The 22,939-nt window shown below is 68.2% G+C and carries 28 protein-coding genes; 13 read left to right on the top strand and 15 right to left on the bottom strand.

What is annotated here, in order from left to right; all coding sequences use genetic code 11:
- Positions 1-4: 4 nt before the first annotated feature.
- Entirely contained in the window at positions 5-1,528 is a 1,524-nt protein-coding gene (locus tag RZN05_RS17545) for an ABC transporter permease/substrate-binding protein (protein ID WP_317227977.1), read from the bottom strand.
- A gap of 145 nt (positions 1,529-1,673) precedes the next feature.
- A complete protein-coding gene (locus RZN05_RS17540) occupies positions 1,674-2,441 on the bottom strand; it encodes an ATP-binding cassette domain-containing protein (protein WP_317227976.1) in 768 nt (255 codons plus the stop codon).
- A 55-nt stretch (positions 2,442-2,496) separates the two neighbouring features.
- Between RZN05_RS17540 and RZN05_RS17535 the strand changes: the two genes are divergently transcribed.
- Positions 2,497-3,288: an SDR family oxidoreductase gene (locus RZN05_RS17535; RefSeq protein WP_317227975.1), complete on the top strand. Its 792-nt coding sequence runs from the start codon at positions 2,497-2,499 to the stop codon at positions 3,286-3,288.
- Here the strand turns inward: RZN05_RS17535 and RZN05_RS17530 are convergent.
- Positions 3,285-3,572 (bottom strand): 4a-hydroxytetrahydrobiopterin dehydratase, encoded by a 288-nt coding sequence (locus RZN05_RS17530; RefSeq protein WP_317227974.1) that lies wholly within the window; start codon positions 3,570-3,572, stop codon positions 3,285-3,287. The two genes, RZN05_RS17535 and RZN05_RS17530, sit on opposite strands and share 4 nt — an antisense overlap.
- 49 nt (positions 3,573-3,621) lie before the next feature.
- Between RZN05_RS17530 and RZN05_RS17525 the strand changes: the two genes are divergently transcribed.
- Genes RZN05_RS17525 through RZN05_RS17515 form a run of 3 tightly spaced genes read left to right on the top strand, consistent with a single transcriptional unit; the run spans position 3,622 to position 5,233 of the window.
- Positions 3,622-4,026, top strand: a complete 405-nt coding sequence (locus tag RZN05_RS17525; protein WP_317227973.1) for a metallopeptidase family protein — start codon at positions 3,622-3,624, stop codon at positions 4,024-4,026.
- Positions 4,023-4,592, top strand: coding sequence for a heme ABC exporter ATP-binding protein CcmA (gene ccmA / locus RZN05_RS17520; protein ID WP_317227972.1), 570 nt, complete (start codon positions 4,023-4,025; stop codon positions 4,590-4,592). The genes RZN05_RS17525 and ccmA overlap by 4 nt, the downstream gene beginning before the upstream one ends.
- The gene (locus RZN05_RS17515) at positions 4,589-5,233 is read left to right on the top strand and encodes a heme exporter protein CcmB (RefSeq protein ID WP_317227971.1); all 645 of its coding nucleotides are present in this window, start codon (positions 4,589-4,591) and stop codon (positions 5,231-5,233) included. The genes ccmA and RZN05_RS17515 overlap by 4 nt, the downstream gene beginning before the upstream one ends.
- On the opposite strand, the gene RZN05_RS17510 is transcribed toward RZN05_RS17515, so the two are convergent.
- The 9 genes from RZN05_RS17510 to RZN05_RS17470 all read right to left on the bottom strand — a co-directional run bounded on the left by RZN05_RS17510 (position 5,230) and on the right by RZN05_RS17470 (position 11,518).
- The gene (locus tag RZN05_RS17510) at positions 5,230-5,526 is read right to left on the bottom strand and encodes a hypothetical protein (RefSeq protein WP_317227970.1); all 297 of its coding nucleotides are present in this window, start codon (positions 5,524-5,526) and stop codon (positions 5,230-5,232) included. The genes RZN05_RS17515 and RZN05_RS17510 overlap by 4 nt on opposite strands.
- On the bottom strand, positions 5,526-6,398 hold the full coding sequence (locus RZN05_RS17505) for a class I SAM-dependent methyltransferase (RefSeq protein WP_317227969.1): 873 nt from the start codon (positions 6,396-6,398) through the stop codon (positions 5,526-5,528). Before RZN05_RS17505 ends, RZN05_RS17510 begins: the two co-directional genes overlap by 1 nt.
- Positions 6,399-6,494: 96 nt before the next feature.
- Entirely contained in the window at positions 6,495-7,886 is a 1,392-nt protein-coding gene (thrC, locus tag RZN05_RS17500) for a threonine synthase (protein ID WP_317227968.1), read from the bottom strand.
- A 118-nt stretch (positions 7,887-8,004) separates the two neighbouring features.
- A complete protein-coding gene (locus tag RZN05_RS17495) occupies positions 8,005-8,685 on the bottom strand; it encodes an SURF1 family protein (protein WP_317227967.1) in 681 nt (226 codons plus the stop codon).
- On the bottom strand, positions 8,682-9,017 hold the full coding sequence (locus tag RZN05_RS17490) for a DUF983 domain-containing protein (protein ID WP_317227966.1): 336 nt from the start codon (positions 9,015-9,017) through the stop codon (positions 8,682-8,684). Before RZN05_RS17490 ends, RZN05_RS17495 begins: the two co-directional genes overlap by 4 nt.
- Before the next feature lie 68 nt (positions 9,018-9,085).
- Positions 9,086-9,916, bottom strand: a complete 831-nt coding sequence (locus tag RZN05_RS17485) for a cytochrome c oxidase subunit 3 (RefSeq protein ID WP_317227965.1) — start codon at positions 9,914-9,916, stop codon at positions 9,086-9,088.
- A 32-nt stretch (positions 9,917-9,948) separates the two neighbouring features.
- A complete protein-coding gene (locus tag RZN05_RS17480) occupies positions 9,949-10,482 on the bottom strand; it encodes a cytochrome c oxidase assembly protein (protein WP_317227964.1) in 534 nt (177 codons plus the stop codon).
- Positions 10,479-10,619: a hypothetical protein gene (locus RZN05_RS17475; protein ID WP_317227963.1), complete on the bottom strand. Its 141-nt coding sequence runs from the start codon at positions 10,617-10,619 to the stop codon at positions 10,479-10,481. The genes RZN05_RS17480 and RZN05_RS17475 overlap by 4 nt, the downstream gene beginning before the upstream one ends.
- Positions 10,616-11,518: a heme o synthase gene (locus RZN05_RS17470; RefSeq protein WP_317227962.1), complete on the bottom strand. Its 903-nt coding sequence runs from the start codon at positions 11,516-11,518 to the stop codon at positions 10,616-10,618. Before RZN05_RS17470 ends, RZN05_RS17475 begins: the two co-directional genes overlap by 4 nt.
- A gap of 86 nt (positions 11,519-11,604) precedes the next feature.
- Between RZN05_RS17470 and RZN05_RS17465 the strand changes: the two genes are divergently transcribed.
- Both RZN05_RS17465 and RZN05_RS17460 read left to right on the top strand, forming a co-directional pair.
- A complete protein-coding gene (locus RZN05_RS17465) occupies positions 11,605-12,018 on the top strand; it encodes a response regulator transcription factor (RefSeq protein WP_317227961.1) in 414 nt (137 codons plus the stop codon).
- A 105-nt stretch (positions 12,019-12,123) separates the two neighbouring features.
- Positions 12,124-12,672, top strand: a complete 549-nt coding sequence (locus RZN05_RS17460) for a DUF4199 domain-containing protein (RefSeq protein ID WP_317227960.1) — start codon at positions 12,124-12,126, stop codon at positions 12,670-12,672.
- A 25-nt stretch (positions 12,673-12,697) separates the two neighbouring features.
- Here the strand turns inward: RZN05_RS17460 and RZN05_RS17455 are convergent, their stop codons facing one another.
- The 3 genes from RZN05_RS17455 to coxB all read right to left on the bottom strand — a co-directional run bounded on the left by RZN05_RS17455 (position 12,698) and on the right by coxB (position 15,930).
- Positions 12,698-12,985: a hypothetical protein gene (locus RZN05_RS17455; RefSeq protein WP_317227959.1), complete on the bottom strand. Its 288-nt coding sequence runs from the start codon at positions 12,983-12,985 to the stop codon at positions 12,698-12,700.
- A gap of 136 nt (positions 12,986-13,121) precedes the next feature.
- The gene (ctaD, locus tag RZN05_RS17450) at positions 13,122-14,801 is read right to left on the bottom strand and encodes a cytochrome c oxidase subunit I (protein WP_317227958.1); all 1,680 of its coding nucleotides are present in this window, start codon (positions 14,799-14,801) and stop codon (positions 13,122-13,124) included.
- A gap of 4 nt (positions 14,802-14,805) precedes the next feature.
- Complete coding sequence (coxB, locus tag RZN05_RS17445) at positions 14,806-15,930, bottom strand: cytochrome c oxidase subunit II (protein ID WP_394804834.1); 1,125 nt, start codon at positions 15,928-15,930, stop codon at positions 14,806-14,808.
- A 173-nt stretch (positions 15,931-16,103) separates the two neighbouring features.
- On the opposite strand from coxB, the gene pyrE reads away from it, so the two are divergent.
- The 7 genes from pyrE to RZN05_RS17410 all read left to right on the top strand — a co-directional run bounded on the left by pyrE (position 16,104) and on the right by RZN05_RS17410 (position 22,933).
- A complete protein-coding gene (gene pyrE / locus RZN05_RS17440) occupies positions 16,104-16,688 on the top strand; it encodes an orotate phosphoribosyltransferase (RefSeq protein ID WP_317227956.1) in 585 nt (194 codons plus the stop codon).
- A gap of 97 nt (positions 16,689-16,785) precedes the next feature.
- Positions 16,786-17,514: a pyridoxine 5'-phosphate synthase gene (locus RZN05_RS17435; protein ID WP_317227955.1), complete on the top strand. Its 729-nt coding sequence runs from the start codon at positions 16,786-16,788 to the stop codon at positions 17,512-17,514.
- A 148-nt stretch (positions 17,515-17,662) separates the two neighbouring features.
- Positions 17,663-18,076, top strand: a complete 414-nt coding sequence (gene acpS, locus RZN05_RS17430; protein WP_317227954.1) for a holo-ACP synthase — start codon at positions 17,663-17,665, stop codon at positions 18,074-18,076.
- 5 nt (positions 18,077-18,081) lie between these two features.
- Complete coding sequence (gene lepB / locus RZN05_RS17425; protein ID WP_317228560.1) at positions 18,082-18,957, top strand: signal peptidase I; 876 nt, start codon at positions 18,082-18,084, stop codon at positions 18,955-18,957.
- Positions 18,954-20,111 carry an AI-2E family transporter gene (locus tag RZN05_RS17420; RefSeq protein ID WP_317227953.1) on the top strand — a complete coding sequence of 386 codons (1,158 nt, stop codon included), beginning with the start codon at positions 18,954-18,956 and terminating at the stop codon, positions 20,109-20,111. The genes lepB and RZN05_RS17420 overlap by 4 nt, the downstream gene beginning before the upstream one ends.
- Before the next feature lie 3 nt (positions 20,112-20,114).
- Positions 20,115-20,735, top strand: coding sequence for a maleylacetoacetate isomerase (gene maiA / locus RZN05_RS17415; protein ID WP_317227952.1), 621 nt, complete (start codon positions 20,115-20,117; stop codon positions 20,733-20,735).
- 185 nt (positions 20,736-20,920) lie between these two features.
- Positions 20,921-22,933 (top strand): TonB-dependent receptor, encoded by a 2,013-nt coding sequence (locus RZN05_RS17410; RefSeq protein WP_317227951.1) that lies wholly within the window; start codon positions 20,921-20,923, stop codon positions 22,931-22,933.
- Positions 22,934-22,939 lie beyond the last annotated feature (6 nt).

Raw genomic sequence — 22,939 nt, 5'->3', positions numbered from 1 at the left:
AATTTCAGCGCCCGAGTCCATCGGCCAGCCAGCGCGCCGCCTGGTCGGGGCTCTGCTTGTCGGAATCGCGATCGACGCGGTAATTGGCCTCGCGCATCCTCTCGACCGGAATCGCGCCGATCAGCGGTCGCAATGCCGCCTGGAAGCGGGCATCGTCGGCGCGGCGCGGGGCGAGCAGCAGGATCGCATCATATCCGGGGATCGCGCCCCTGGGATCGCTCAGGATCGCGAGCCTGTCGGCGGCGATGCGGCCGTCGGAAGAGAAGGCGGGGATTACGTCGGCCTCGCCGCTCGCCAGCGCGCGGTACATGAAGGTCGGCTGATAGGGGCGCGCAGACCGGAAGCGCAGGCCATAAGCGCGGCGCACCGCGGCCCATTCGGGGCGTTCGAGGAATTCGATATCGGTGGCGAAATCTAGGCCGCCGGCCTGAAGGGCGAGGTCGCTGAGACTGGCGATGCCGCGGCGCCGGGCGTCGTCGCCGCGCATCGCGAAGGCATAGGCATTCTCGAAACCGAGCGACCCGAGCAAAGTGACGCCGTGCCTGGCCTTGGCCCATTCCCTTACGCCGGCGACGATCGCCTGGCGCGGCGGCACGTCGCTGCGCTGCATCTGGTTGGTCCAGAGCGTCCCCGAATAATCGACATAAACGTCGATATCGCCCGCCGCGAGCGCGCCGAACGCCACCGCCGATCCCAGGCCCTCCTTGTATCGCACGGCGTAGCCCGCATCCTCGAGCCGATGGCCGATCAGCCGCGCGAGGATATATTGCTCGGAGAACCCCTTGGCGCCAATCGTCACGGTCCCGCGCGGCGCGGGCCAAGCGGGCGCTAGCGCGACGGCAGCGGCGACCAGCAAGGCGCCAAGGCTTCCCCAGACCAGCCCGCGCCGGCGCCGGGCGATGCCGAATTCGGCGAGCCCGAGCAGCGCATCGACGCCGAGGGCCAGCGCGGCGGCGGCGATGCAGCCGGCGAGCACCAGCGTCCAATTCTGCGTCTGGAGCCCGGCAAAGATCAGGTCGCCCAGGCTCGGCTGGCCGACGGTGGTCGAGAGCGTCGCCGCGCCGATCGTCCAGACCGCGGCGGTGCGGATGCCGGCCATCAGCACCGGTGCGACCAGCGGCGCATCGACCAGCCGGAGCCTCTGGCTGCGCGTCATCCCCATGCCTTCGGCCGCCTCGATCACCGCGGGATCGAGGTTTGCGAGCCCGGTGACGCCGTTGCGGAGGATCGGCAGCAGCGCATAGAGCGACAAAGCGAGCAGCGAGGGCAGGAAGCCCAGCGCCGGAATGCCGCCGCCGAAGAGCGCCGAGAGCCACAGCAGGATCGGGTAGAAGAGCGCGAGCAGCGCGAGGCCGGGGATCGTCTGGACGAGGCTCGCGAAGCCGAGCGCGATGCGGGCGACGGTGCGGTTGCGCGACGAGAGGACGACGAGCGGCAAGCTGACGACAACGCCCAGCAGCAGCGCGGCGAAGGCGAGCAGCAGATGCTGCGCGAGCAGTTCGGGGACGCGTGCGAAGGCTTGCGTCACCTTGATCCTCCCCCGGAGGGGGAGGTGGCGCCGAAGGCGACGGAGGGGTAGCGAGCCAAAGGCGTCCAAGCTTGTGGAGAGCTACCCCTCCACCGCGTCGCGGTCCCCCTCCCCCTCCGGGGGAGGATTATGGCCACCCCGCCCCTCACCTCGCCAGCTCCGCCAACCGCGCCGCCTGCTCGCGCGGGACCGCGACAAGCGCATCCGCTGCCGCGCCCGCCTGCCCCGCCAGCAATGCGCGCGGCGTCGCATCGGCGACGATCCGACCCTCCTCCATCACCAGCACGCGATCGGCGAGCAGCAGCGCCTCGGCCATGTCGTGGGTGACGAGGATCGTGGTCAGCCCCATCCGCTCGTGGAGCGCACGGATCGCCTTGCCGAGCCCGTCGCGGGTCACCGGGTCGAGCGCGCCGAACGGCTCGTCCATCAGCAGCAGCCCCGGATTGCATGCGAGCGCACGCGCCACCCCCACGCGCTGGCGCTGGCCGCCCGACAGTGCATCGGGCATCCGCGCAGCGAGCTTGGGCGGCAGCTCGACCAGTGCGAGCAATTCCGCGACTCGTGCCGCGGTGTCGCGTTCGCCCGCCAGCCGCAGCCCGATCGCGACATTCTCGCCGACGGTCATATGCGGGAACAGCCCGATATTCTGGAAGACATAGCCGATCCGGCGGCGCAGCAGGTGCGGCGGCTCGGCGGTGACTGGCACGCCGCCGAGCAGCACGTCGCCCATACTCGGCTCGATCAGCCGGTTGACCGTCTTGAGCAAGGTCGACTTGCCCGATCCCGACGCGCCGACCAAGGCGACGAAGCTGCCCGCGGCGATCTCGAGCGACACTCCATCGACCGCGTTCACGCGGCTCGCGTAAACCTTACTGACATTTTTGAAGGTAACGCTGCGCGATTGCTCTGGCATCGCCGCCGGTTGTGCGGGATGACATCGCAAACGTCAAAAGACAAAGGGGAGCAGGATGGCGGGCGAGAAGGCGATCTTCATCACCGGCGGCGGATCGGGGATCGGGCAGGCGGTCGCGAAGCTCTTCGCCGCGCGCGGCTGGCGCGTCGGGCTCGCCGATATCAACGCGGCCGGGCTCGAGGCAACCGCGGCGATGCTGCCCGCGGGGATGGCGACGACGCATGTGATGGACGTGCGGGACCGCGACCAGTGGCGCGAGGCGCTCACTGCCTTCACCCAAGCCAGCGGCGGGCGGCTGGACGTCCTGTTCAACAATGCCGGCATCGCGATCGGCGGAGCGCTTGCCGGCGCCACCGACGACGAGATCGACCGGATCGTCGGGATCAACCTGGTCGGCGTGATCAACGGCGCGCGCGCGGGCCACCCCTTCCTCAAGGCGACGCCGGGATCGAGCCTGGTCAACACCGCGTCGGCGGCAGCGATCTACGGGTCGGGCGGGCTGGCGCTCTATGCCGCGGTCAAGTTCGGGGTGCGCGGGCTTTCCGAGGCACTCGATGCCGAATGGGCGAGCGACGGGATCGCGGTGCGCGTGGTGATGCCGAGCTTCATCGACACGCCGCTGCTCGATTCGACCGTGTCGGGGACCAACCACAGCGCCCGCCAGTCGGTCCAGGCCGCGGGGCTCGAGTTCACCCCCGTGGAGCAGGTCGCGCAGGAGATCTGGGACGGCATCGCGCGCGACAAGGTACATATCGTCATCGGCAAGACCGCGCGCCGCCTCGCCTTCGCCGCGCGCTGGATGCCGGGCGCGCTGCGCAAGCAGATGCGCCGCGGCGGGATGCGCTAGAGCAGCGCGTCGATCGCCTGCGCCATCGCGATGTCGCGCTGCGAGAGGCCGCCGGCATCATGGGTGGTTAGGAGAATGTCGACGCGGTTCCACACGTTCGACCACTCGGGATGATGGTCGGCCTTTTCGGCGAGCAGCGCGACCTGGGTCATGAACCCGAACGCCTCGACGAAGTTCGCGAAGACGACGCGCCGGGTGATCGCATCGCGACCCTCGTCGTAGCCCCAATCGGGTATCGCGGCGAGCGACTCGCGCCGATGCCCCTCGGTCAACCGTGCCACCATCGATCCGCCTCCTTGCTCTGCCTTTGCCCCACCGCCTATGGGTTCGGCGATGCGCGGACAAGCACCTTCCCACGCGCCCGACGCGGCGATGATCGAGACCCTTGCGCGCGAGGCGCTCGCGCGGATCCCCCACCCCTTCGCCGAGCATCTGGCCGACGTCGTGCTGCTCGTCGAGGAATTCGCCGACGACGAGACGCTCGACGCAATGGGGATCGAGGATCCGTTCGAGCTGACCGGACTCTATCATGGGCGACCGGTGGGAGAAAAATCCCTGTTCGATTCGGGCGGCCTGCCCGATCGCATCCACCTCTATCGCCGCGCGATCCTCGACGAATGGTGCGATACCGGCGTGTCGCTGCAGGCGCTGGTCTCGCACATCGTGGTGCATGAGGTCGGCCACCATTTCGGGCTGTCCGACGACGACATGCACGCGCTGGAGGAAGCCGCCGGGTGACCACCGGCCTGTCTTTCGCCGATGTCGCGTGCGTGCGCGGCGGACGATTGCTGTTCGAAGGTGTCAGCTTCGCGCTCGCACCGGGCGAGGCGGCTTTGGTCAGCGGGCCCAACGGCACCGGCAAGTCGAGCCTGATCCGTATCGCCGCCGGCCTGCTGCCGGCTGCCGCGGGACACGTCGAAGGCGAAGGTGCACGCACGCTGCTCGCCGAGACCGCAGCGCTCGATCCCGAACTCGGCGTCGCCGCGGCACTGCGCTTCTGGGCGCGGATCGACGGCCAGGCGGAGGCGGTGGAAGCCGCATTGACCGCAGTCGGGCTCGCCGATCTGAAGCAGGTGCCGGTGCGGCTGCTGTCGACCGGGCAAAGGCGGCGCGCGGCGCTGGCGCGGGTAGTGGCGAGCGGTGCGCCGGTGTGGCTGCTCGACGAACCGGCCAATGGGCTCGATACGGCCTCGGTGCGGGTGCTCGAGGCGCTGATCGCCCGGCACCGCGCCGACGGCGGGATCGCGCTGGTCGCGACCCATTTGCCGATCGCGCTGCCGGATGCCCGTGAGATCGCGCTGTGAGCATCTTCCTCGCCATCGTGTGGCGCGAGCTGCGGCGGGCGTGGAGCAGCGGTGGGCTGGTGATGCCGATCGCCTTCTTCCTGCTCGTCGCGATCCTGTTCCCCTTCGCAGTCGGGCCCGACGGCAAGCTGCTCGCGCGGATTGGCGGCGGGGTGATCTGGGCGGCGGCGTTGCTCGCGGCGCTGCTGCCGGTCGAGCGGCTGGTGACCCCCGATGCCGAGAGCGGGATGCTCGACCAGTTCGCCGCGCGCGGGATTTCCGACAGCTTGGTCGCGGCGGCCAAGATGGTCGGCCACTGGCTCGGCTTCGCACCGGCCTTGCTCGCCGCGACGGTGGTCGCGTCGGCGCTGCTGCATCTGCCGGGCAGCGCGCTGCTACCCCTGCTCGCGGGGCTGGCGATCGGGACGCCCGGCCTCGCCGCGCTCGGCATCGCCACCGCCGCGCTGGTCGCCGGACTGCGCGGCGCGGGGGCACTGGCCGGGCTGGTGATGCTGCCCTTCGCCGTGCCGCTGCTGATCTTCGGCGCCGGCGCGACCGGCGACCAGCCGGGGGCGTTCAAGCTGCTCGGCGCGGTGAGCCTGTTGCTGGTGGCCGGCTGCCCGTTCGTCGCGGGCGCCGCGATCCGGATGGGGCGGAGCTAGGCGTCGGGCGGAAGCTCATCGCCATAGACCACCATCGCCGATCCTTCCTCGATCGCAGTCTTGGCAGCGGCGGCGAGTACCGAATCGACCTGCGGCTGATCCGCATCGATCGGCTTGCCCTTTTCGAGCCGCACCAGCATCCAGCCCGCGCCGATCGCGACACCGGCGGCCTTGGGCTGCGCCGCTTCGAAATCGGCGGCGGTGACATAGATAAGCATCGCATGCCGTGCGCCCGGGCGGCGGCCTTCAACTTCGTCGGCGACGGCGGTCGCGAGGAAGGCGAACAGCGCCATCAGCCGCGGCTCCAGCGCGCGAAGATCGCGGTGGGCAGCTTAAGCCCGCGCGCCTCTTCGCGCACGCTCAGTTCGCCACACTCGACCCTGCCGCCGAGATCGCCGAACGACTGGCGGACCAGTTCGCCGATCGCCAGCGCCGACATCCGCACGGCGTAGACCGTCAGGAACAGGAAGCGCGAGTCGGCGTCGAGCAGTTTCCGGGTGTCGGCGATCAGCCCGGGCAGGCCTTCCTCGAGCTTCCACACTTCGCCGTTCGGGCCCCTGCCCCATTTGGGCGGATCGAGGATTATCCCGTCATAGCGCCGGCCGCGACGCACTTCGCGCGCGACGAACTTGCCGGCATCGTCGATCATCCAACGGACGGGCTTGTCTTCCATTCCCGACAGCGCGGCATTGGCCTTGCCCTCGGCGACCGATTTCTTCGACGCATCGACATGCGTCATTCGCGCGCCCTTCGCCGCCAGCGCGAGCGTGCCGACGCCGGTATAGCCGAACAGGTTCATGCACTCCGCCTCGGGCTTGTCGGCGATCTGGGTGCGCATCCAATGCCAGACCGGCGCCATGTCAGGGAAGAAGCCGAGATGGCGGAACGGCGTGGTCTGCGCAGTGAAGCGGACCTCCTCCCAGGCGAGCGGCCAGCCCTCGGGCGGCGTCGGCTTGTGGAAATGCCAGCGCCCGCCGCCTTCGTCGTCGGGGGCGGGGAGGAACTCGCCATGCGCGTGCCAGTCCTCAGAGGCAGGTGCCCACATCGCCTGGGGCTCGGGGCGGATGAAGCGGTATTTGCCGTAGCGCTCGAGCTTGCGGCCATGGCCGGAGTCGAGCAGGCCGTAATCGGCCCAGGGTTCGCCGGTGAGCGTGATGAGGTCCATCCGCCTCCCTTATGCAACCCGACATCCCGGCGAAAGCCGGGATCTCAGGCAGCAGCACGACACGGCGGGAGATCCCGGCCTTCGCCGGAATGACGATTATTGGCGGGGAGTCGCGCGTTCGGCGATGTAGGCGGTGATGGCCTCGAACGTCGCCGGTAGCACGTCGTAGCGCTCCTGCCGCTCGTGGAGGTCGCCGACACGCGCCGGGACCGGTGGACGCAGCCCGGTGGCACGCTCGACCGCCTCGGCGAACTTGGCCGAGTGCGCAGTGGCGAGCGTCACTACGGGCACGTCCGCCGGCAGATCCGCGCGACGCGCGGCGGCGAGGCCGATCGCGCTATGCGGGTCGAGCACTTCGCCGGCCTGGGTGAAGCCCCAGCGCATCGCCTCGTTCATCGCATCGGCGTCGATCCGGTCGCTGGCGAACAGGGCGGCGGCCCCGTCGCGCTGGGCGTTGGTGAGCTGCATCGCGCGCGCCGCCTCGAACCCGCGCATCTGATCGGCGACGGGTGCGCCCGCCAGATCGGCGAGCAGCCGCTCGAAATTCGAGCTGACCTGGATGTCCATCGAAGGCGCGGCGGTGGGCGTCACCGTGCCGGTCGAATAGTCGCCGGTCGATAGCGCGCGGTGGAGGATGTCGTTGACGTTGGTCGCGACGATCAGCCTGGCGATCGGCAGTCCCATCTTCGCCGCGACATAGCCGGCGAACACGTCGCCGAAATTGCCCGTCGGCACGGCGAAGGCGACCGGCTTGTCCGGCGCGCCCAAGCGGACCGCGGCGTAGAAATAATAGACCACCTGCGCCATCAGCCGCGCCCAGTTGATCGAATTGACCGCGGTGACCTGGAAACGCCCGGCAAAGTCCGCGTCGTTGAACATCGCCTTCACCAGCGCCTGGGCATCGTCGAAGCTGCCCTCGATCGCGATGTTGTGGACGTTGGGCGCGAGCACCGTCGTCATCTGGCGGCGCTGGACCTCGGAGACGCGGCCCTTGGGGTGGAGCATGAAGATGTCGATGCCTGCGCGCCCGGCGACCGCGTCGATCGCGGCGCTGCCCGTATCGCCCGAGGTGGCGCCGACGATCGTCAGGTGATCGCCGCTGCCCGCCAGGAACTTCTCGAACAACAACCCGAGCAGCTGGAGCGCGACGTCCTTGAACGCAAGCGTGGGACCATGGAACAGCTCGAGCAGCCAATGCTGGTGATCGAGCTGGACCAGCGGGGTCACCGCGGCGTGGCTGAACCGGCCATAGGCCTGGGTGCACAGGTCGCGCAGCTCGTCTTCGCTGAGGTCCGGCCCGACGAAGGGCAGCATCACGCGCACCGCGGTCTCGACATAAGACAGGCCAGCGAGATCGGCGATCTGCTCGCGGGTCAGGCTCGGCCAGGATTCGGGGACGTAGAGCCCGCCGTCGCTGGCAAGGCCGGCAAGCGTGACGTCGCGAAAGCCGAGCAGGGGCGCGGCGCCTCGGGTGCTTTGGTAGCGCATGGCGGCGGGGTTAGCTGCAGGAGTCGGCAGCGGCAAGCCAAGCAAAACTCCCCTCCCTAAAAGGGAGGGGCTGGGGGGTGGGTGTGCGGCGCTCGGTGCTCGATGCCCCGTGCGTCGCTTATCCCGCGGCCGACGGAGGCTCGCTGCGCTCGCTACTCTTTCCCGGCCTCTCCCTTTCCGGGAGGGGAGAAGAGGGCTTCTGCAAGCGCCGCAGCGCGAGGACGTAGATCACCGCCGCCACGATCGCGAACAGGAACCATTGCACGCCGTACGCCAGGTGGTTGTTGGGCACCGAGGACAGATCGGGCGTGCCGTTGGGCGCCAGCCCCGGTGCCGGGGTGTCAGCCACCAGCAGCAACCGCTTGGGAGTGCGATCGAACAGCGATCCCAGCATCGAGCGGCTGTCGGGGGCATGGCTGAGGATGCCGCGGACTTCCCCCCCCTTCCAGACCGGCTTGGCGAGCGGATCGCGCGTCGTGCCGAGCTGGACCATCATCCCCGGCCCTTCGGCGCCGCCGGTGCGGCATTCGACGATGAAGCGGAAGCCGGCATTTCCCGCGCCGGTGAGCATGCTCGACACCGGCTCGACGCAGACGCCATGCGCGCGTCGGAAGAGGAGGCGGTCGTCGGGCAGCCGGGGGAAGGCGATCTCGGGCTTGGATGGATTGGCGGCGAGCTGTGCGAGCGCGGCTTCCTTTTGCGGCTTGCGGATCACCAATTGCCACAGCCCCAGGCCGATCATCGTCGCGACGGCGAGGACGACGATCGCCGTCGGAAGGATGGGAATGCGCCTGGTCATTTGTCCTGCACGATCCTGCCTTCGGCGGCCTTGTTCCGATATTCGAGCGCGAGCAGCCAGCCCTTGCCCACGCGCAGCAGCACGACGGTGAGGAAGAGCGTGAGCGGGATCCACAGCAATGCGTGGATCAGCAGCCCGGGCTCGAAGGTGAATTCGACCCACAGCGCCAGCGCGGTGACCAGCGCGCCGATGCCGAGCGTCAGGAAGACGACGGGGCCGTCGCCGACGTTGAACTTGCCGTAATCGAGCCCGCAGTCCGGGCAGCGATCGGCAAAGGCGACGAAGCTCTTGAACAGCGTCCGCGCCCCGCAGCGCGGGCAGCAGCCGTACACCCCGGAATGAATGGGGGGAGGCAGCCCTGGGCCGCCTCCCCCCGAAAGATCAGGTTCTCCGGGCACGCTCAGTGCACCGGTGCGCCCCAGCCGCCCCAAACGTAGATCGAGGCGAAGAGGAACAACCACACCACGTCGACGAAGTGCCAGTACCAAGCGGCAGCTTCGAAGCCGAAATGCTGCCGCGGGGTGAAGTGGCCCTTATAGACGCGCACAAGATTGACGATCAGGAAGATCGTGCCGACCAGCACGTGGAAGCCGTGGAAACCGGTCGCCATGAAGAACGCGCCGCCATAGCTCGAGCCGCCGTCGCTCGCCGCCTTGAACGGGAACGGAGCCTCCATATACTCGATCGCCTGGAGCGACGTGAACAGCAGGCCCAGGATGATCGTCAGCCACAGCCCGGTCTTGAGCGCCTTGCGATCATTGTGGAGCAGCGCGTGGTGGGCCCAAGTGACCGTGGTGCCCGAGCAGAGCAGGATCAGCGTGTTGAGCAGCGGCAGCTTCCACGCATCGAGGACGTGCATGCCCTTGGGTGGCCAGGTGCCGCCGACTGCGTCGACCGTCGAGGGGAAGAGCGAGAAATCGAACCACGCCCAGAACCAGCCGACGAAGAACATCACTTCGGAAGCGATGAACAGGATCATGCCGTAGCGCAGGTGGAGCTGGACGATCGGGGTATGATCGCCGGCATGCGCCTCGCGGATCACGTCGGACCACCAGCCGAAGAAGGTGATCAGGATGCCCGCGACGCCGGCGAAGAACACCAGGTTCGCGCTCGGCATGCTGTGCATCCACATGATGCCGCCCGAGGCGAGCACCAGCGCCGCCATCGAGCCGAACAGCGGCCAGATGCTCGGCGGAAGGATATGGAATTGATGGTTCTTGGCACCCGCCATCGGCTCATCCCTGTTTATGCTTTGCAGCGTCTCTAGCTTGCCGTCTTGCCGGAATCCACCGGGTAAAATGTGTAGGAGAGCGTGATTTCCTGGATGTCCTTCGCATCGGGATCATTCAGGATCGCCGGATCGACGTAGAACAGCACCGGCATGCGCACCGTTTCGCCCGCCTCGAGCGTCTGCTGGGTGAAGCAGAAGCACTGGATCTTGGTGAAATACTTGCCCGCCACCGCGGGGGTGACGTTGAAGGTCGCCGATCCGGTGATCGGTTTGTCCGACAGGTTGGTGGCGGTGTAGAACGCCATGTCGCGCCCGCCGATGTCGATCGTATCGCTGCGCCTTTCCGGCGCAAACTTCCAGGGGAGCTTCGCGGCGACGTTGCTGTCGAAGGCGACGGTGACCTTCTTGCCGGTGGCGCCGGGGGCGAGGTCGCCGCGCTGGGTGGTACCGTTGAGGCCGGTGACCTCGCAGAAGATGCGGTAGAGCGGCACGCTGGCGAACCCCATGCCGGTCATCGTGCAGACGCCGAGCCCGGCGAGCAGCGCGGTGCGCAGGTTGCGGGTCATCCGCCGTGCGCGATCTTCATCTTCACGATCGAGATCGCGAAGACGAGGATGACGAACGCGCCGAGCAGCAGCGCCATCACGCGCGCGCGGCTGCGCTGGCGGGCGCGGATCACTTCGGTCTGGTCGATGTCGTTCATGCAAGCCACCTATCGGCGACCAACGCGCCGAACATCAGGAACAGATAGAGGATCGAATATTTGAACAGCCGCTTCTCGGGGGCCATCGTATCGTCGGGAGCCGAGCTGCGGAAAGTCACCTGCAGCACCAAGGCGGCGAAGATGCCGGTGAGCACCAGCGCCGACACGCCGTAGAGCGCGCCGGTGAGCTGCAGCGGCCAGGGCGCGAGCGCTGCGGCAGCCATCGGGATCGTGTAGAGCCCGATCTGGGTGCGCGTGTTGCGCTCGCCCGCCACCACGGGAAGCATCGGCACCCCGGCATTGGCGTAATCGGTCTTCACGAACAGGGCCAATGCCCAGAAATGCGGCGGGGTCCACAGGAAGATCAGCGCGAAGAGCAAGGCGGGCAGCAGCGCGACGTCGCCCGTCGCCGCGGCCCAGCCGATCAGCGGCGGGAAGGCGCCGGCCGCACCGCCGATGACGATGTTCTGCGGGGTGCGGCGCTTGAGCCAGATCGTATAGACGAACACGTAGAACAGGATCGAGACGGCGAGGATCACCGTCGCCGCGAGGTTTATCGCGAAATACATCAGCGCGAGGCTGAAACAGGCGAGCCCGACGCCGAAGTGCAGCGCCGACTGGCGGTCCATCCGCCCGGCGGGCAGCGGCCGGCCCTGGGTCCGGCGCATCTTCGAATCGAGATCGGCCTCGTACCATTGGTTGAGCGCGCCCGCCGCACCCGCGCCGAGCGCGATGCACAGGATCGCCGTAAAGCCGAGCACCGGATGGATCGGCACCGGCGCAGCGAGCATCCCGCACAATCCGGTGAACACGACGAGCGTCATCACCCGCGGCTTGGTCAGCGCAAGGAAGTCGCGCCATTCGGCGGGAAGCAGGACAGTGGCAGCGGAAGTGCTCATGGCTGGGGCCGCTATAGGCGCCGCGCCGGCAAGGCGAAAGGGCCGGATTGTCTCGCCCGGCACGCGCGGCTACGCCTGTGCCCTGCATGATGCGGCATATTCTCCCTTATGGCGCCTTGCTCGCGGCGGGAATGCTCGCGCTGCAATGGCTCGACTATCAGCGGCTTGCGCGCACCCATTTCGCCGACATGGCGATCTTCCTGGTTGCTGCGGGGTTCCTCGTCCTCGGCGTCGTGCTCGGCGTGCGCGTGTTCGCCCGTCCCGCCGCGCTGCCGTTCGACGGCAATCCGCAGGCGCAGGCGACGCTGGGGATAAGTCCGCGCGAGATGGCGGTGCTCCAAGAGCTTGCCGCCGGCCGATCGAACAAGGAGATCGCCGCGCGGCTCCACGTCTCGCCCAACACGGTCAAGACGCATGTCGCGCGGCTGTTCGAGAAGCTCGACGCCAGCCGCCGCACCGACGCGATCGCTCGGGCGCGCGACCTGGGGCTGCTGCCGTGACGGCGTGGTTTTTCGGGTGAAGCCGCGCAAATCATCCTTTCAGGCGATTGCCGGCGGCGGCCGGAACGCCTCCACTCGGCCGGCAACTTCCGGGAGAGGATTCGCATGCTCCGCTTTATTCTGAACTACGGCACGATCGCCGGGCTGATGATCGGCGCCCCCACCTTCACGCTCTTCGTGATCCTGCGCGAGAACCATCCCGGCGGCGCGGCGGGGATGGCGATCGGCTATTCGATCATGCTGTTCGGGCTGAGCATGGTGTTCCTCGCGATCAAGCGGCGACGCGACGCGCAAGGCGGCGTGATCCGCTTCTGGCCTGCCTTCGGCATGGGGCTGGCGATCAGCCTGGTCGCCAGCGTCTTCTATATCCTTGCCTGGGAGGCGGCGCTGGCAATCACCCAGGTCGACTATATCGGCGCCTATATCAACGCGGCGATCGCCGAGAAGCGCGCCCAGGGTGCCAGCGCCGCCGAACTCGCGCAGTTCGCGGCCGAGATGGCGGCGTTCAAAGCGCAATATGCCGACCCGCTGTTCCGCGTGCCGATGACGCTGACCGAGATCCTGCCGGTCGGGCTGCTCGTCTCTTTGGTCTCGGCTGGGCTGCTGAGCAACGCGCGCTTCCTGCCCGCGCGCCGGGTACCGGAGTTGGCCTAACTCGCCCGATGCAGGCGGTTGGGCCTCAGCCCAGCCGCTTGCGGTTGGCCTTCACTTTCCGGCGATAGTGCTTGAGCACCTTCCGGGTGCCCGCCAGCGGGTCGCTGCCCAGCCCGCCGGTGACCAACGCGGTCTGGAGTTCGAGCGCCGACTGCATCTTCTCCGAGACCATCAGCTGCGCTTCCTCGGCCGCGTCATACCCGCCCGCCGCCATCTTCATCGTGCGCAGGCCGATCACTGCCGACGCCTCCATGCCGAGCGCCCAGGCGTCGAAGCCCGCGCTTGCCCAGCCCTGATATGGCCATTTGTACATTGCCCGACCCTTCACGCACCGGCTGAACCCGACACCGGGCTCAACGAACCCTCTTCGCGCACCTTAGCACCGATCGCCTAACGAAAACGCCCCGGAGTTTCCCCCGGGGCGCTTGTTTCCGCCTTTCGGCAGCGGCTTAGTGGTGGTCGCCGCCGTCGATGACCGGCAGCGTCTCGAACTGGTGGAAGGGCGGCGGGCTCGACAGCGTCCATTCGAGCGTGGTCGCGCCCTCGCCCCACGGATTGGCTTCGGCCTTCTTGCCCGCGATCAGCGACCAGATCACGTTGACGAAGAAGATCATCACGCCGACGAACATGATCATGTAACCCACGCTCGCCACGTAATTCCAATGCGCATATTGCTCGGTATAGTCGGGGATACGGCGCGGCATGCCCTGCAGGCCCAGGAAGTGCATCGGGAAGAACAGCACGTTCACGCCGACGAAGAACACCCAGAAGTGCAGCTGGCCGAGCAGCTCGCTGTACATCTTCCCGAACATCTTCGGGAACCAGTAATAGAAGCCGGCGAACAGCCCGAACACCGCGCCCAGCGAGAGCACGTAGTGGAAGTGTGCCACCACGTAATAGGTATCGTGCATGTAATCGTCGACGCCGCCATTGGCGAGCACGACGCCGGTCACGCCGCCCACGGTGAACATGAAGATGAAGCCCAGCGACCAGACCATCGGGGTCTTGAAGGTCATCGAGCCGCCCCACATCGTCGCGATCCACGAGAAGATCTTCACGCCGGTGGGCACCGCGATCACCATCGTCGCCGCGGTGAAGTACATCTTCACCGTCACCGACAGGCCGGTGGTGAACATGTGGTGCGCCCAGACGACGAAGCCGACCAGGCCGATCGCGACCATCGCATAGGCCATGCCGAGATAGCCGAACACCGGCTTGCGGCTGAACGTCGCGACGATCTGGCTGACGATGCCGAAGCCCGGCAGGATCATGATGTAGACTTCGGGGTGACCGAAGAACCAGAACAGATGCTGGTAGAGCACCGGATCGCCGCCATAGGCAGGATCGTAGAATGCCGTGCCGAAGTTGCGGTCGGTCAGCAGCATGGTGATCGCAGCCGCGAGCACCGGCAGTGCCAGCAGCAGCAGGAAGGCAGTGATCAGCACCGACCACACGAACAGCGGCATTTTATGCAGGGTCATGCCCGGCGCGCGCATGTTGAAGATCGTGGTGATGAAGTTGATCGCGCCGAGGATCGAGCTGGCGCCGGCGATGTGGAGCGACAGGATCGCCATGTCGACCGAAGGCCCGGGCTCGCCATAGGTGGAGAGGGGGGCGTAGACCGTCCAGCCGGTGCCCGCGCCGTTGCCGACGAAGGGCGAGGCGAGAAGCAGCGTGAATGCCGGAATCAGCAGCCAGAAGCTGATGTTGTTCATCCGCGGGAACGCCATGTCGGGCGCGCCGATCATGATCGGCACGAACCAGTTGCCGAAACCGCCGATCATCGCCGGCATGACCATGAAGAACACCATGATCAGGCCGTGTGCGGTAATCAGCACGTTCCAGAAGTGCAGCGCGTCGTCGAGGCTATGCCCGCCGCCGTGCAGCATGCCCAGCCAGGTCGGCAGATACTGGATGCCCGGATGCATCAGCTCGGCGCGCATCAGCCCCGAGATCCCGCCGCCGATGATCCCCGCGACGATCGCGAAGATCAGATAGAGCGTGCCGATGTCCTTGTGGTTGGTGGACATGAACCAGCGCTGGAAGAAGCCGGGCTTGTGATCGCCGTCATGGTGATCATGCGCATGGGCGTGACCGTGGTCATGCGCCTGGAGAGCGGTGTCGGTCATGGTCTCAGTTGCCCGTCTGTCCGAGGCCCGCCGGATTCTGCGTCGCGGGCTGATTGGTAACCGTGGGAGCGGCGGTCGCGTTGACGACCGGGCCGGCTTCCGAGGCATTGCTGACTTCGGCGGAGGCGTCGTTGCCCGCCGCGGTCGCCGATTGCGGCGCAGCGCCTGCGCCCGGCATCGTGCCGCCCTTCGACGCGACCCACTGCGCGAACACTTCGGGGCTCACTGCCTCTACTGCGATCGGCATGTATCCGTGGCGCGCACCGCAGAGCTCCGAGCATTGGCCGAAATAGAGGCCCGGCTTCTCGATGATGAAGCTGGTCTCGTTGAGGCGGCCGGGGACCGCGTCGATCTTGATCCAGAAAGCAGGCATCGCCCAGCTGTGGATCACGTCCTGCGCGGTGGCGACGAGGCGAATCGGCACGCCGACCGGCAGCACCACGCGGGTGTCGGTCGCAAGCAGGCGGGGACCATCGGCATCGGTGCGGTAGCGCTGGCCGGCAGGAACCTCGCTCTGCTCCTTGAGCATGTTCGCGGTCAGCTTGATATCACCGTGATCGGGATATTCGTAGCTCCAGAACCACTGGTTGCCGATCGCCTTCAAGGTCACGGCATTCTCGGGCGCGGGCTTGAACTGCGCGGCGAGCAGCCGGATCGAGGGAACTGCGATCGCGATCAGGATCAGCACCGGCGCGAGCGTCCAGACGATCTCGATCGCCGTATTGTGGCTGGTCCGCGACGGCACCGGATTGGCGGCGCGGCGATAGCGGACGACCACGTAGATCATCAGGATCAGAACGAACACGCATATGATGATGATCAAAGGCAGCAGCACCCAGTTGTGGAACCAGTGTGCATCGCGGCCGTTCGGCGTGACCTGCTCCTGCAGGCCGAAAAGCCGGTCCTGCGGCTGACCGATGGTCGGCGCGGGCTTGAGCAGCGGCTTGCCCTGCGCGTCAAGCGTCGGATCGGCGACGGCCGGAGCCGCGGCAGGCGCCGAAGCGGCTGCAGGGGCTGGCACAGCCGCGGCCTGTGTCGGCGGCGCGGCGGGCGCTGCCTCATTCTGGGCCAGTGCGGGCGCTCCCCACGCCAGCCCTGCAGCCAGGACAATCGAAATCAAACCAGGCATGCGCATCGTTTTTATCACCCTGTTGTGGCTGCGCCGTCGGCAAGAAAGCTACGTAACCGAGTCAGCGGCCTATACGGGAAGGAGGCCCATTCTCAACCCTTTTTGATGAGCCGTTGCGGCGGCGGGGTGCCGACCCTAAGAGAGCACGCACGTGCAGCAGGGAGGTGGATGCGTTGACCCGAGACGAGGTTCTGGCGGAGTTCCGCGCCGCGGACGCGCTGCTCGAAGGCCATTTCATCCTGTCGTCGGGACTGCGCAGCTCGCGCTATCTGCAATGTGCGCGGGTGCTGATGGACCCGCGGCGCGGGAGCCGGCTGGCCGAGGCGCTGGCGGCGCAGATTCCGGATACGATTCGGGGCCGGATCAGCGCGGTGGTGTCGCCGGCGATGGGCGGCGTGATCGCGGGGCACGAGATGGCGCGTGCGCTCGGTGTCGAGGCGATGTTCGTCGAGCGGCCGACCGGAACCTTCGAACTGCGCCGCGGCTTCCGGCTCACGCCGGGCCAGCAGGTGCTGATGATGGAAGACGTCGTCACCACCGGGCTCTCGTCGCGCGAGGCGATCAAGGCGATCGAGGCGGCCGGCGGCGAAGTGATCGCGATGGCGTCGTTGGTCGATCGTTCGGGCGGAGCTGCCGCGTTCGACGTGCCCTTCTTCTCGCTGCTCCAGCTCGACGTGCCGACCTACCAGCCCGACGCGCTGCCGCCCGAACTGGCGGCGCTCCCCGCGATCAAGCCGGGGAGCCGGGCGGAGGCATGAGCCGTACCCGCCCCTTCCCCGTTCGTTTCGAGCGAAGTCGAGAAACGGGGCTCCGGGATGCGTTTCTCGACTTCGCTCGAAACGAACGGAGGGGTCGTTGACGGGTAAATTGCGCCTGGGCGTCAACATCGACCACGTCGCCACGGTGCGCAACGCGCGCGGATCGGGCTATCCCGATCCGGTACGCGCGGCGCTGCTCGCGGTCGGGGCGGGTGCCGACGGGATCACCGCGCACCTCCGCGAGGACCGGCGCCATATCACCGACGACGATATCGCTCGGCTGGTCGACGAGCTGACCGTGCCGCTCAACCTCGAAATGGCGGCGACCGAGGAGATGCTGGCGATCGCGCTGCGCCACAGGCCCCACGCGGTGTGCATCGTGCCGGAGAAGCGCGAGGAGCGGACGACCGAAGGCGGGCTCGACGCGGCGGGGCAGCACAACCATCTCGCGCCGATGGTGGGCAAGCTGCTCGACGCGGGATGCCGCGTGTCGCTGTTCATCGAGCCCGATTCGCGCCAGATCGACGCGGCGCTGCGACTGCGCGCGCCGGTGGTCGAGCTCCATACCGGCCGCTATTGCGAACTGGCCGAATGCGCGCGTGAGGGGGAACTCAAGCGCATCGCCGACGCGGCCGCGCTCGCCGTCAAGGCGGGGCTCGAGCCGCATGCCGGGCACGGCCTCACCTTCGACAATGTCGTGCCGATCGCCGCGATCCCGCAGGTGATGGAGCTCAACATCGGCCATTTCCTGATCGGCGAGGCGATCTTCGACGGATTGGCGCCGGTGGTGCAGCGGATGCGCGCGCTGATGGACGCGGCGCGGTGATGCGGTCCTTCAGATCCTCCCCGGGAGGGGGAGGGGGACCAGCCGCAGGCTGGTGGAGGGGGCTCTCCACCAGCGAATCCATTTGTGGCACACCCCCTCCACCACTCGCTGCGAGAGCGGTCCCCCTCCCCGTTCCGGGGAGGATCAGGTGATCCTCGGCCTCGGCTCGGACCTCTGCAACATCGAGCGCATCCAGAACTCACTCGACCGCTTCGGTGCGCGCTTCGAACAGCGCGCATTCACCGAAACCGAGCTGAAAAAGGCCGCCCGCCGCCCGCACAACTACGCCGCCACGCTCGCCAAGCGCTTCGCCGCCAAGGAAGCCTTTTCCAAGGCGGTCGGAACCGGGTTCAAGCAGGGGGTGTTCCTCAAGGATATCGGTGTCGTCAACGCGCCTTCGGGAGCGCCGACGCTGGCGTTGACCGGGGGCGCCAAGGCAAGGCTTGACGCCATGACCCCGCCCGGCCACGTCGCGAAGGTGCATCTCACCCTGACCGACGATCATCCCTGGGCCTTTGCTTGTGTGATGATCGAGGCGATCGCGGTCGGGAAGGACGATTGATGGCCATGGCCGCGGATGAGTTGGCGTTGACGCACGAACAGGGTTTCCAAGAACCGGTGACACAGACGCGGCGCGGCACCGATTGGTGGGCCGAGCTGCGCGGCGTGGTGTGGCTCGTGCTCGCGGTGCTCGGCTTCCACAGCCTGATCGCCAAGCCCTTCTACATCCCGTCCGAATCGATGATGCCCGGGCTGCTGGTCGGCGACCGGCTGGTCGTCACCAAATATCCCTATGGCTATTCGTTCGTCACGCCGACCTTCCACTTGCTGCCGTTCATGCCCGGCCGGCTGTTCGGCAGCCTGCCCGAGCGCGGCGACGTGGTGATCGTCACGCCGCCGGGGACGAAGACCGACTATATCAAGCGCGTCATCGGCCTGCCGGGCGACCGCATCGCGGTGCGCGACGGGATCGTATGGCTCAACGGCAAGCCGGTGCCGCGGCGCGCGACCGGCACGCGCGACGTGGCCGTCGACGCCAATACCCGCTGCGACGCCGATCATTATCCGGGACTCCTGGTGAGCGGCGCGGGCGGGCAGCATTTCTGCCGGCTGCCAATCTTCCGCGAGACGCTCCCCAATGGCCGCTCCTACGACACGGTCGACAAGGGCTGGAGCCCGGGCGACAATTATCCCGAGATCCGTGTGCCGCAGGGCCGCGTGTTCCTGATGGGCGACAATCGCGACAACAGCGCCGACAGCCGCTTCACCGTCGCGCAGAACGGGCTGGGCGGACCGGTGCCGTGGGAGAATATCGGCGGGCGCGCCGAATTCATCACTTTCTCGCTCGACGGCAGCGCCAGCTGGAACCCGTTGAGCTGGCCCGCGTCTTTCCGTTCGGGCCGCGCGGGCACTTCGCTCCATCCGACACAGGACGCTAAATGACCGATACAGCAGCGAGCGAAGGCGTTCGGGTGGTCCATGAGCCGGGGCCCAATGAGCTGCGCGATCCGGTTGTCCGCGCCGAACTCAAGCGCGCCTCGGTGTGGTTCGGGCTGGCGATCGGCGTGGCGCTGGTCGTGCTACTGATCCAGCCGCTGCTGATCATCTTCGCCGGGCTCGTCTTCGCCTCTTTGCTCGACGGCGGCGCGCGGCTGCTCGGCCGCGTCGCGCCGATCCCGCGGGGGCTGCGCATCCTGATCGTGGTGCTGCTCGCCATCGCGTTCATCGGTGGCGTCTTCTACCTCACCGGCGTGCAGATCGCGATCCAGGCCGAGCAGCTTCGCGCGACGCTCGAAGTGCAGGGCAATCGCGTCGTCCAGTGGATCTCGAGCCTAGGACTGATGCCCGGCCGCGCCGATCTGGCCGGGATGGCGCAGCAGGCGCTCGGATCGGTCGGCCGGCTGACCTCGGCAGTGGGATCGGTGCTCGGTGCGGGTGCCAGCCTGTTGATGATCGTCTCGATCGGGCTGTTCGTGGCGCTCGACCCGCGCGTCTACGAGCGCGGGCTGCAATGGATGGTGCCGACCTCGGCGCGCGATGACTTCGCGATCACGATCGCGCGGATGGCGCGCACGCTCCGCGTGCTGCTCGCCGGCCGCCTGCTCGGCATGGCCGCCGAGGGTGTGTTCACCTGGTTCTTCCTGATGCTCGCCGGCGTGCCGATGGCGCTGCTGCTCGGCATCCTGACGGGCATGCTCGCCTTCATCCCTAATATCGGCGCGTTCGTCAGCGGCGTGCTGATGGTGTCGGTGGGGTTCAGCGCCGGGTTCGACACCGGCGTCTGGGCGATCATCATCTATTTCGGCGTCCAGACCTTCGACGGCTATGTGCTGATCCCGATCGTCGCCAAGCGCACCGTCGACTTGCCCCCGGCGCTGACCCTGGGCGCGCAGATCCTGGCAAGTACCTTGTTCGGCGTGATGGGGCTTGCGCTGGCCGACCCGATCGTCGCGATGATCAAGGTCGCGCTGGAGAGCGAGGCCGAGCGCGCCGCGCGGGTGCGCGACACTGCGCCGCGCGGCTTCCACTGGCGGGTGCGGCACAATGATTCGGTGCCCGGCGGCGCGACGATCGCCGAGCCGCCGGCCCAGCCCTGAGCCATGCTGCTCCACGATTATTTCCGCTCGTCCGCCGCCTATCGCGTCCGCATTGCGCTCAATCTGAAGGGGCTGGCCTACGATCGGCACGACGTGATGCTGCTCGAGAACCAGCAGCGTTCGCCTGAGCATCTCGCGCTGAACCCCCAGGGCTTCGTCCCGGCGCTCGAAGTCGACGGCAAGGTGCTGACCCAGAGCCTGGCGATCATCGACTGGCTCGACGCGCGCTATCCCGAGCCCCGGCTGGTCCCTGCAGATTCCGACGCCCGCGCCGAAGCGCTGGCACAGGCGCTGGTGATTGGCGCCGACGTGCATCCGCTCAACAACCTCCGCGTATTGCGCAAGCTCAAGGCGCTGGGCGTGGACGATGCCGCGCGGGACGACTGGACGCGGCACTGGATCGCCGAAGGGTTCGAGGCGCTGGAGGCAATGGCAGGGAACGGGCCGTTCCTCGGCGGCGAGGCGCCGGGGATCGCCGATGTCTTCCTGGTGCCGCAGATGTTCAATGCACGGCGGTTCGATACGCCGCTGGACGCTTACCCAAAGTTGGTCCGCGCCGATGCCGCAGCGCAGGAAATCGAGGCGTTTGCCGCGGCGCATCCGGACCGTGTGGCGCCGAAGTGACGATCCGAAGACAAAGCCCCTCCCCTTCAGGGGAGGGGTTGGGGGTGGGGCCTGGCCGTCTCACCGAGACCATTCGCCCGTGGATAGGCCCCACCCCAACCCAGCATCGGGTGAAGAGCGCCCCGCGCTCTTCAGATCATGCCGGGGGCATGATCGACCCGATGCTCCTGAAGGGGAGGGGCTTATTGTGTCTTGCCCTTCTCCTGCCCGTCCCCGCCCTCGCCCAGGCCGATCCCGACGAGATCGTCGTCACCGGGCGCGGGCTCGATGCGCCGCCGGGCGAGGCGGCGTACGCAGTGGTGACGATCGACCGCGAGCGGCTGGCCGGCACCGCCAGTGGCCGGCTGGAAGACGCGCTGCGCGACGCCGCCGGGCTCGCCCAGTTCCGCCGTTCCGATTCGCGCTCGGCGCATCCGACCAGCCAGGGCATCACCTTGCGCGGGCTCGGCGGCAACGCGTCGAGCCGCGCGCTGCTGCTGCTCGACGGGGTGCCGCAGGCCGATCCGTTCGGCGGCTGGGTGGCGTTTTCCGCCTACCTGCCCGATCGCCTTGCCGCGGCGCGGATCACCCGCGGCGGCGGCAGCGGCTATGCCGGGCCGGGCGCGCTTGCGGGAACGATCGAGCTGTCGAGCGCCAGCCCCGCCGATCTCGGCCCGCTCCAGCTGCGCGCCAGCTATGGCAGCCGGGATAGTATCGACGCCGTCGCGCTCGCTTCGGCGCAGGCGGGTGGCGGCTTCGTCACGCTGGCAAGCCAAGTTGGCCGCGGCGACGGTTTCACCCCGGTGATCGCGCGGCAGCGCGGGCCGATCGACCGCCCCGCCGCCTATCGCCAGGGCAGCCTGGCGCTGCGCAGCGTGTTCGATGTCGGCGCCGGCACCGAGCTCCAGGCCAATGTCTCGGGCTTCACCGACCGGCGCGACCGCGGCGTCGACTTCACGCCGGTGCGCAGCGACGGGGCCGATGCCAGCCTGCGCCTGGTCCATCGCGGCGACTGGGGCTGGTCGGCGCTCGGCTATGTCCAGATGCGGCAATTCGCGAGCGGCTTTTCGGGCGGGATCGACGCCGGTCGCACCGTGGTCGGCCCCTCGCTCGACCAGTTCAACGTGCCCGCCACTGGAATCGGCGCACGCGTCGAGGTCCAGCCGCCGGTGGGCGGCGGGGTGACGCTCCGCCTCGGCGCCGACGCCCGCCATGTTTCCGGGCGCACCCGCGAGCGCTATTTCTTCACCGGGCTCGTGCCGGGCAACCTGCGCGAGGCCGGCGGCACCAATCTTACCGCCGGCGGCTTCGCCGATGCCAGCTACGAGGCGGGCGCGCTGACGCTGAGCCTGAGCGGACGAGTCGATCGCTGGACGATCCGCGACGGCTTCCTGCGCCAGCAGTCGATCGCCAGCGGCGCGCTGCTCGCCGGCAGCGAAGCCTATGGCGACCGCAGCGGCTGGGAAGCGACCGGGCGGGGCGGGCTCGCGCTGCGCGCCACCGAGGCGGTCAGCCTGCGCGCCGCAGCCTATCGCGGCTGGCGGCTGCCGACGCTCAACGAGCTGTACCGCCCCTTCCGAGTCGGCAACGACACCACCAACGCCAATGCCGCGCTCGCGCCCGAGCGGCTGACCGGCGTCGAGGCGGGGATCGACCTCACCCCCACAACCGCGGTGACCGTGCGTACCACCCTGTTCTGGAACCGGCTGGAGGACGCGATCGGCAACGTCACGCTGTCGAGCACGCCGAGTGCGGCGACGCGCCAGCGCCGCAACCTCGACGCGGTCGAGGCACGGGGAGTCGAGGTCGATGCGCGCTACGCCGCCGGGGCGTTCAGCCTCGCCGCCTCTTATGCCTATACCGACGCGCGGGTCGAGGACGATGCGGGCACCTTCTCGCTCGACTCGCTGCATCCCGCGCAGACCGCGCGGCACCAGGCCTCCGCCACCGCGGCGTGGCGCCGCGGCGATGCCGGCGTCTCGCTCACCGCGCGCTACACCGGCCCACAATATGAGGACGACCAGAACAGCCGCGAACTCGCCGAGGCGCTGACCGTCGACGCAACCGCCGCGCTGCCGCTCGGGCGGAGCCTGGCGGTCGAGGCGCGCGCCGAGAACCTCGCCGATGCGCGGGTGGAAGCGGGGATCAGCGGCCCCGGCGTGATCGAGCGCGCGACGCCGCGGACGCTGTGGCTCGGGCTGCGCTATCGGATTCGGTGATCTCGC

The sequence above is a fragment of the Sphingomonas sp. HF-S4 genome (assembly GCF_032911445.1).
Lineage (GTDB): Bacteria > Pseudomonadota > Alphaproteobacteria > Sphingomonadales > Sphingomonadaceae > Sphingomonas > Sphingomonas agrestis.
Note: the sequence above shows the minus strand (reverse complement) of the source record. Positions and strands in the feature narration are given on the sequence as shown.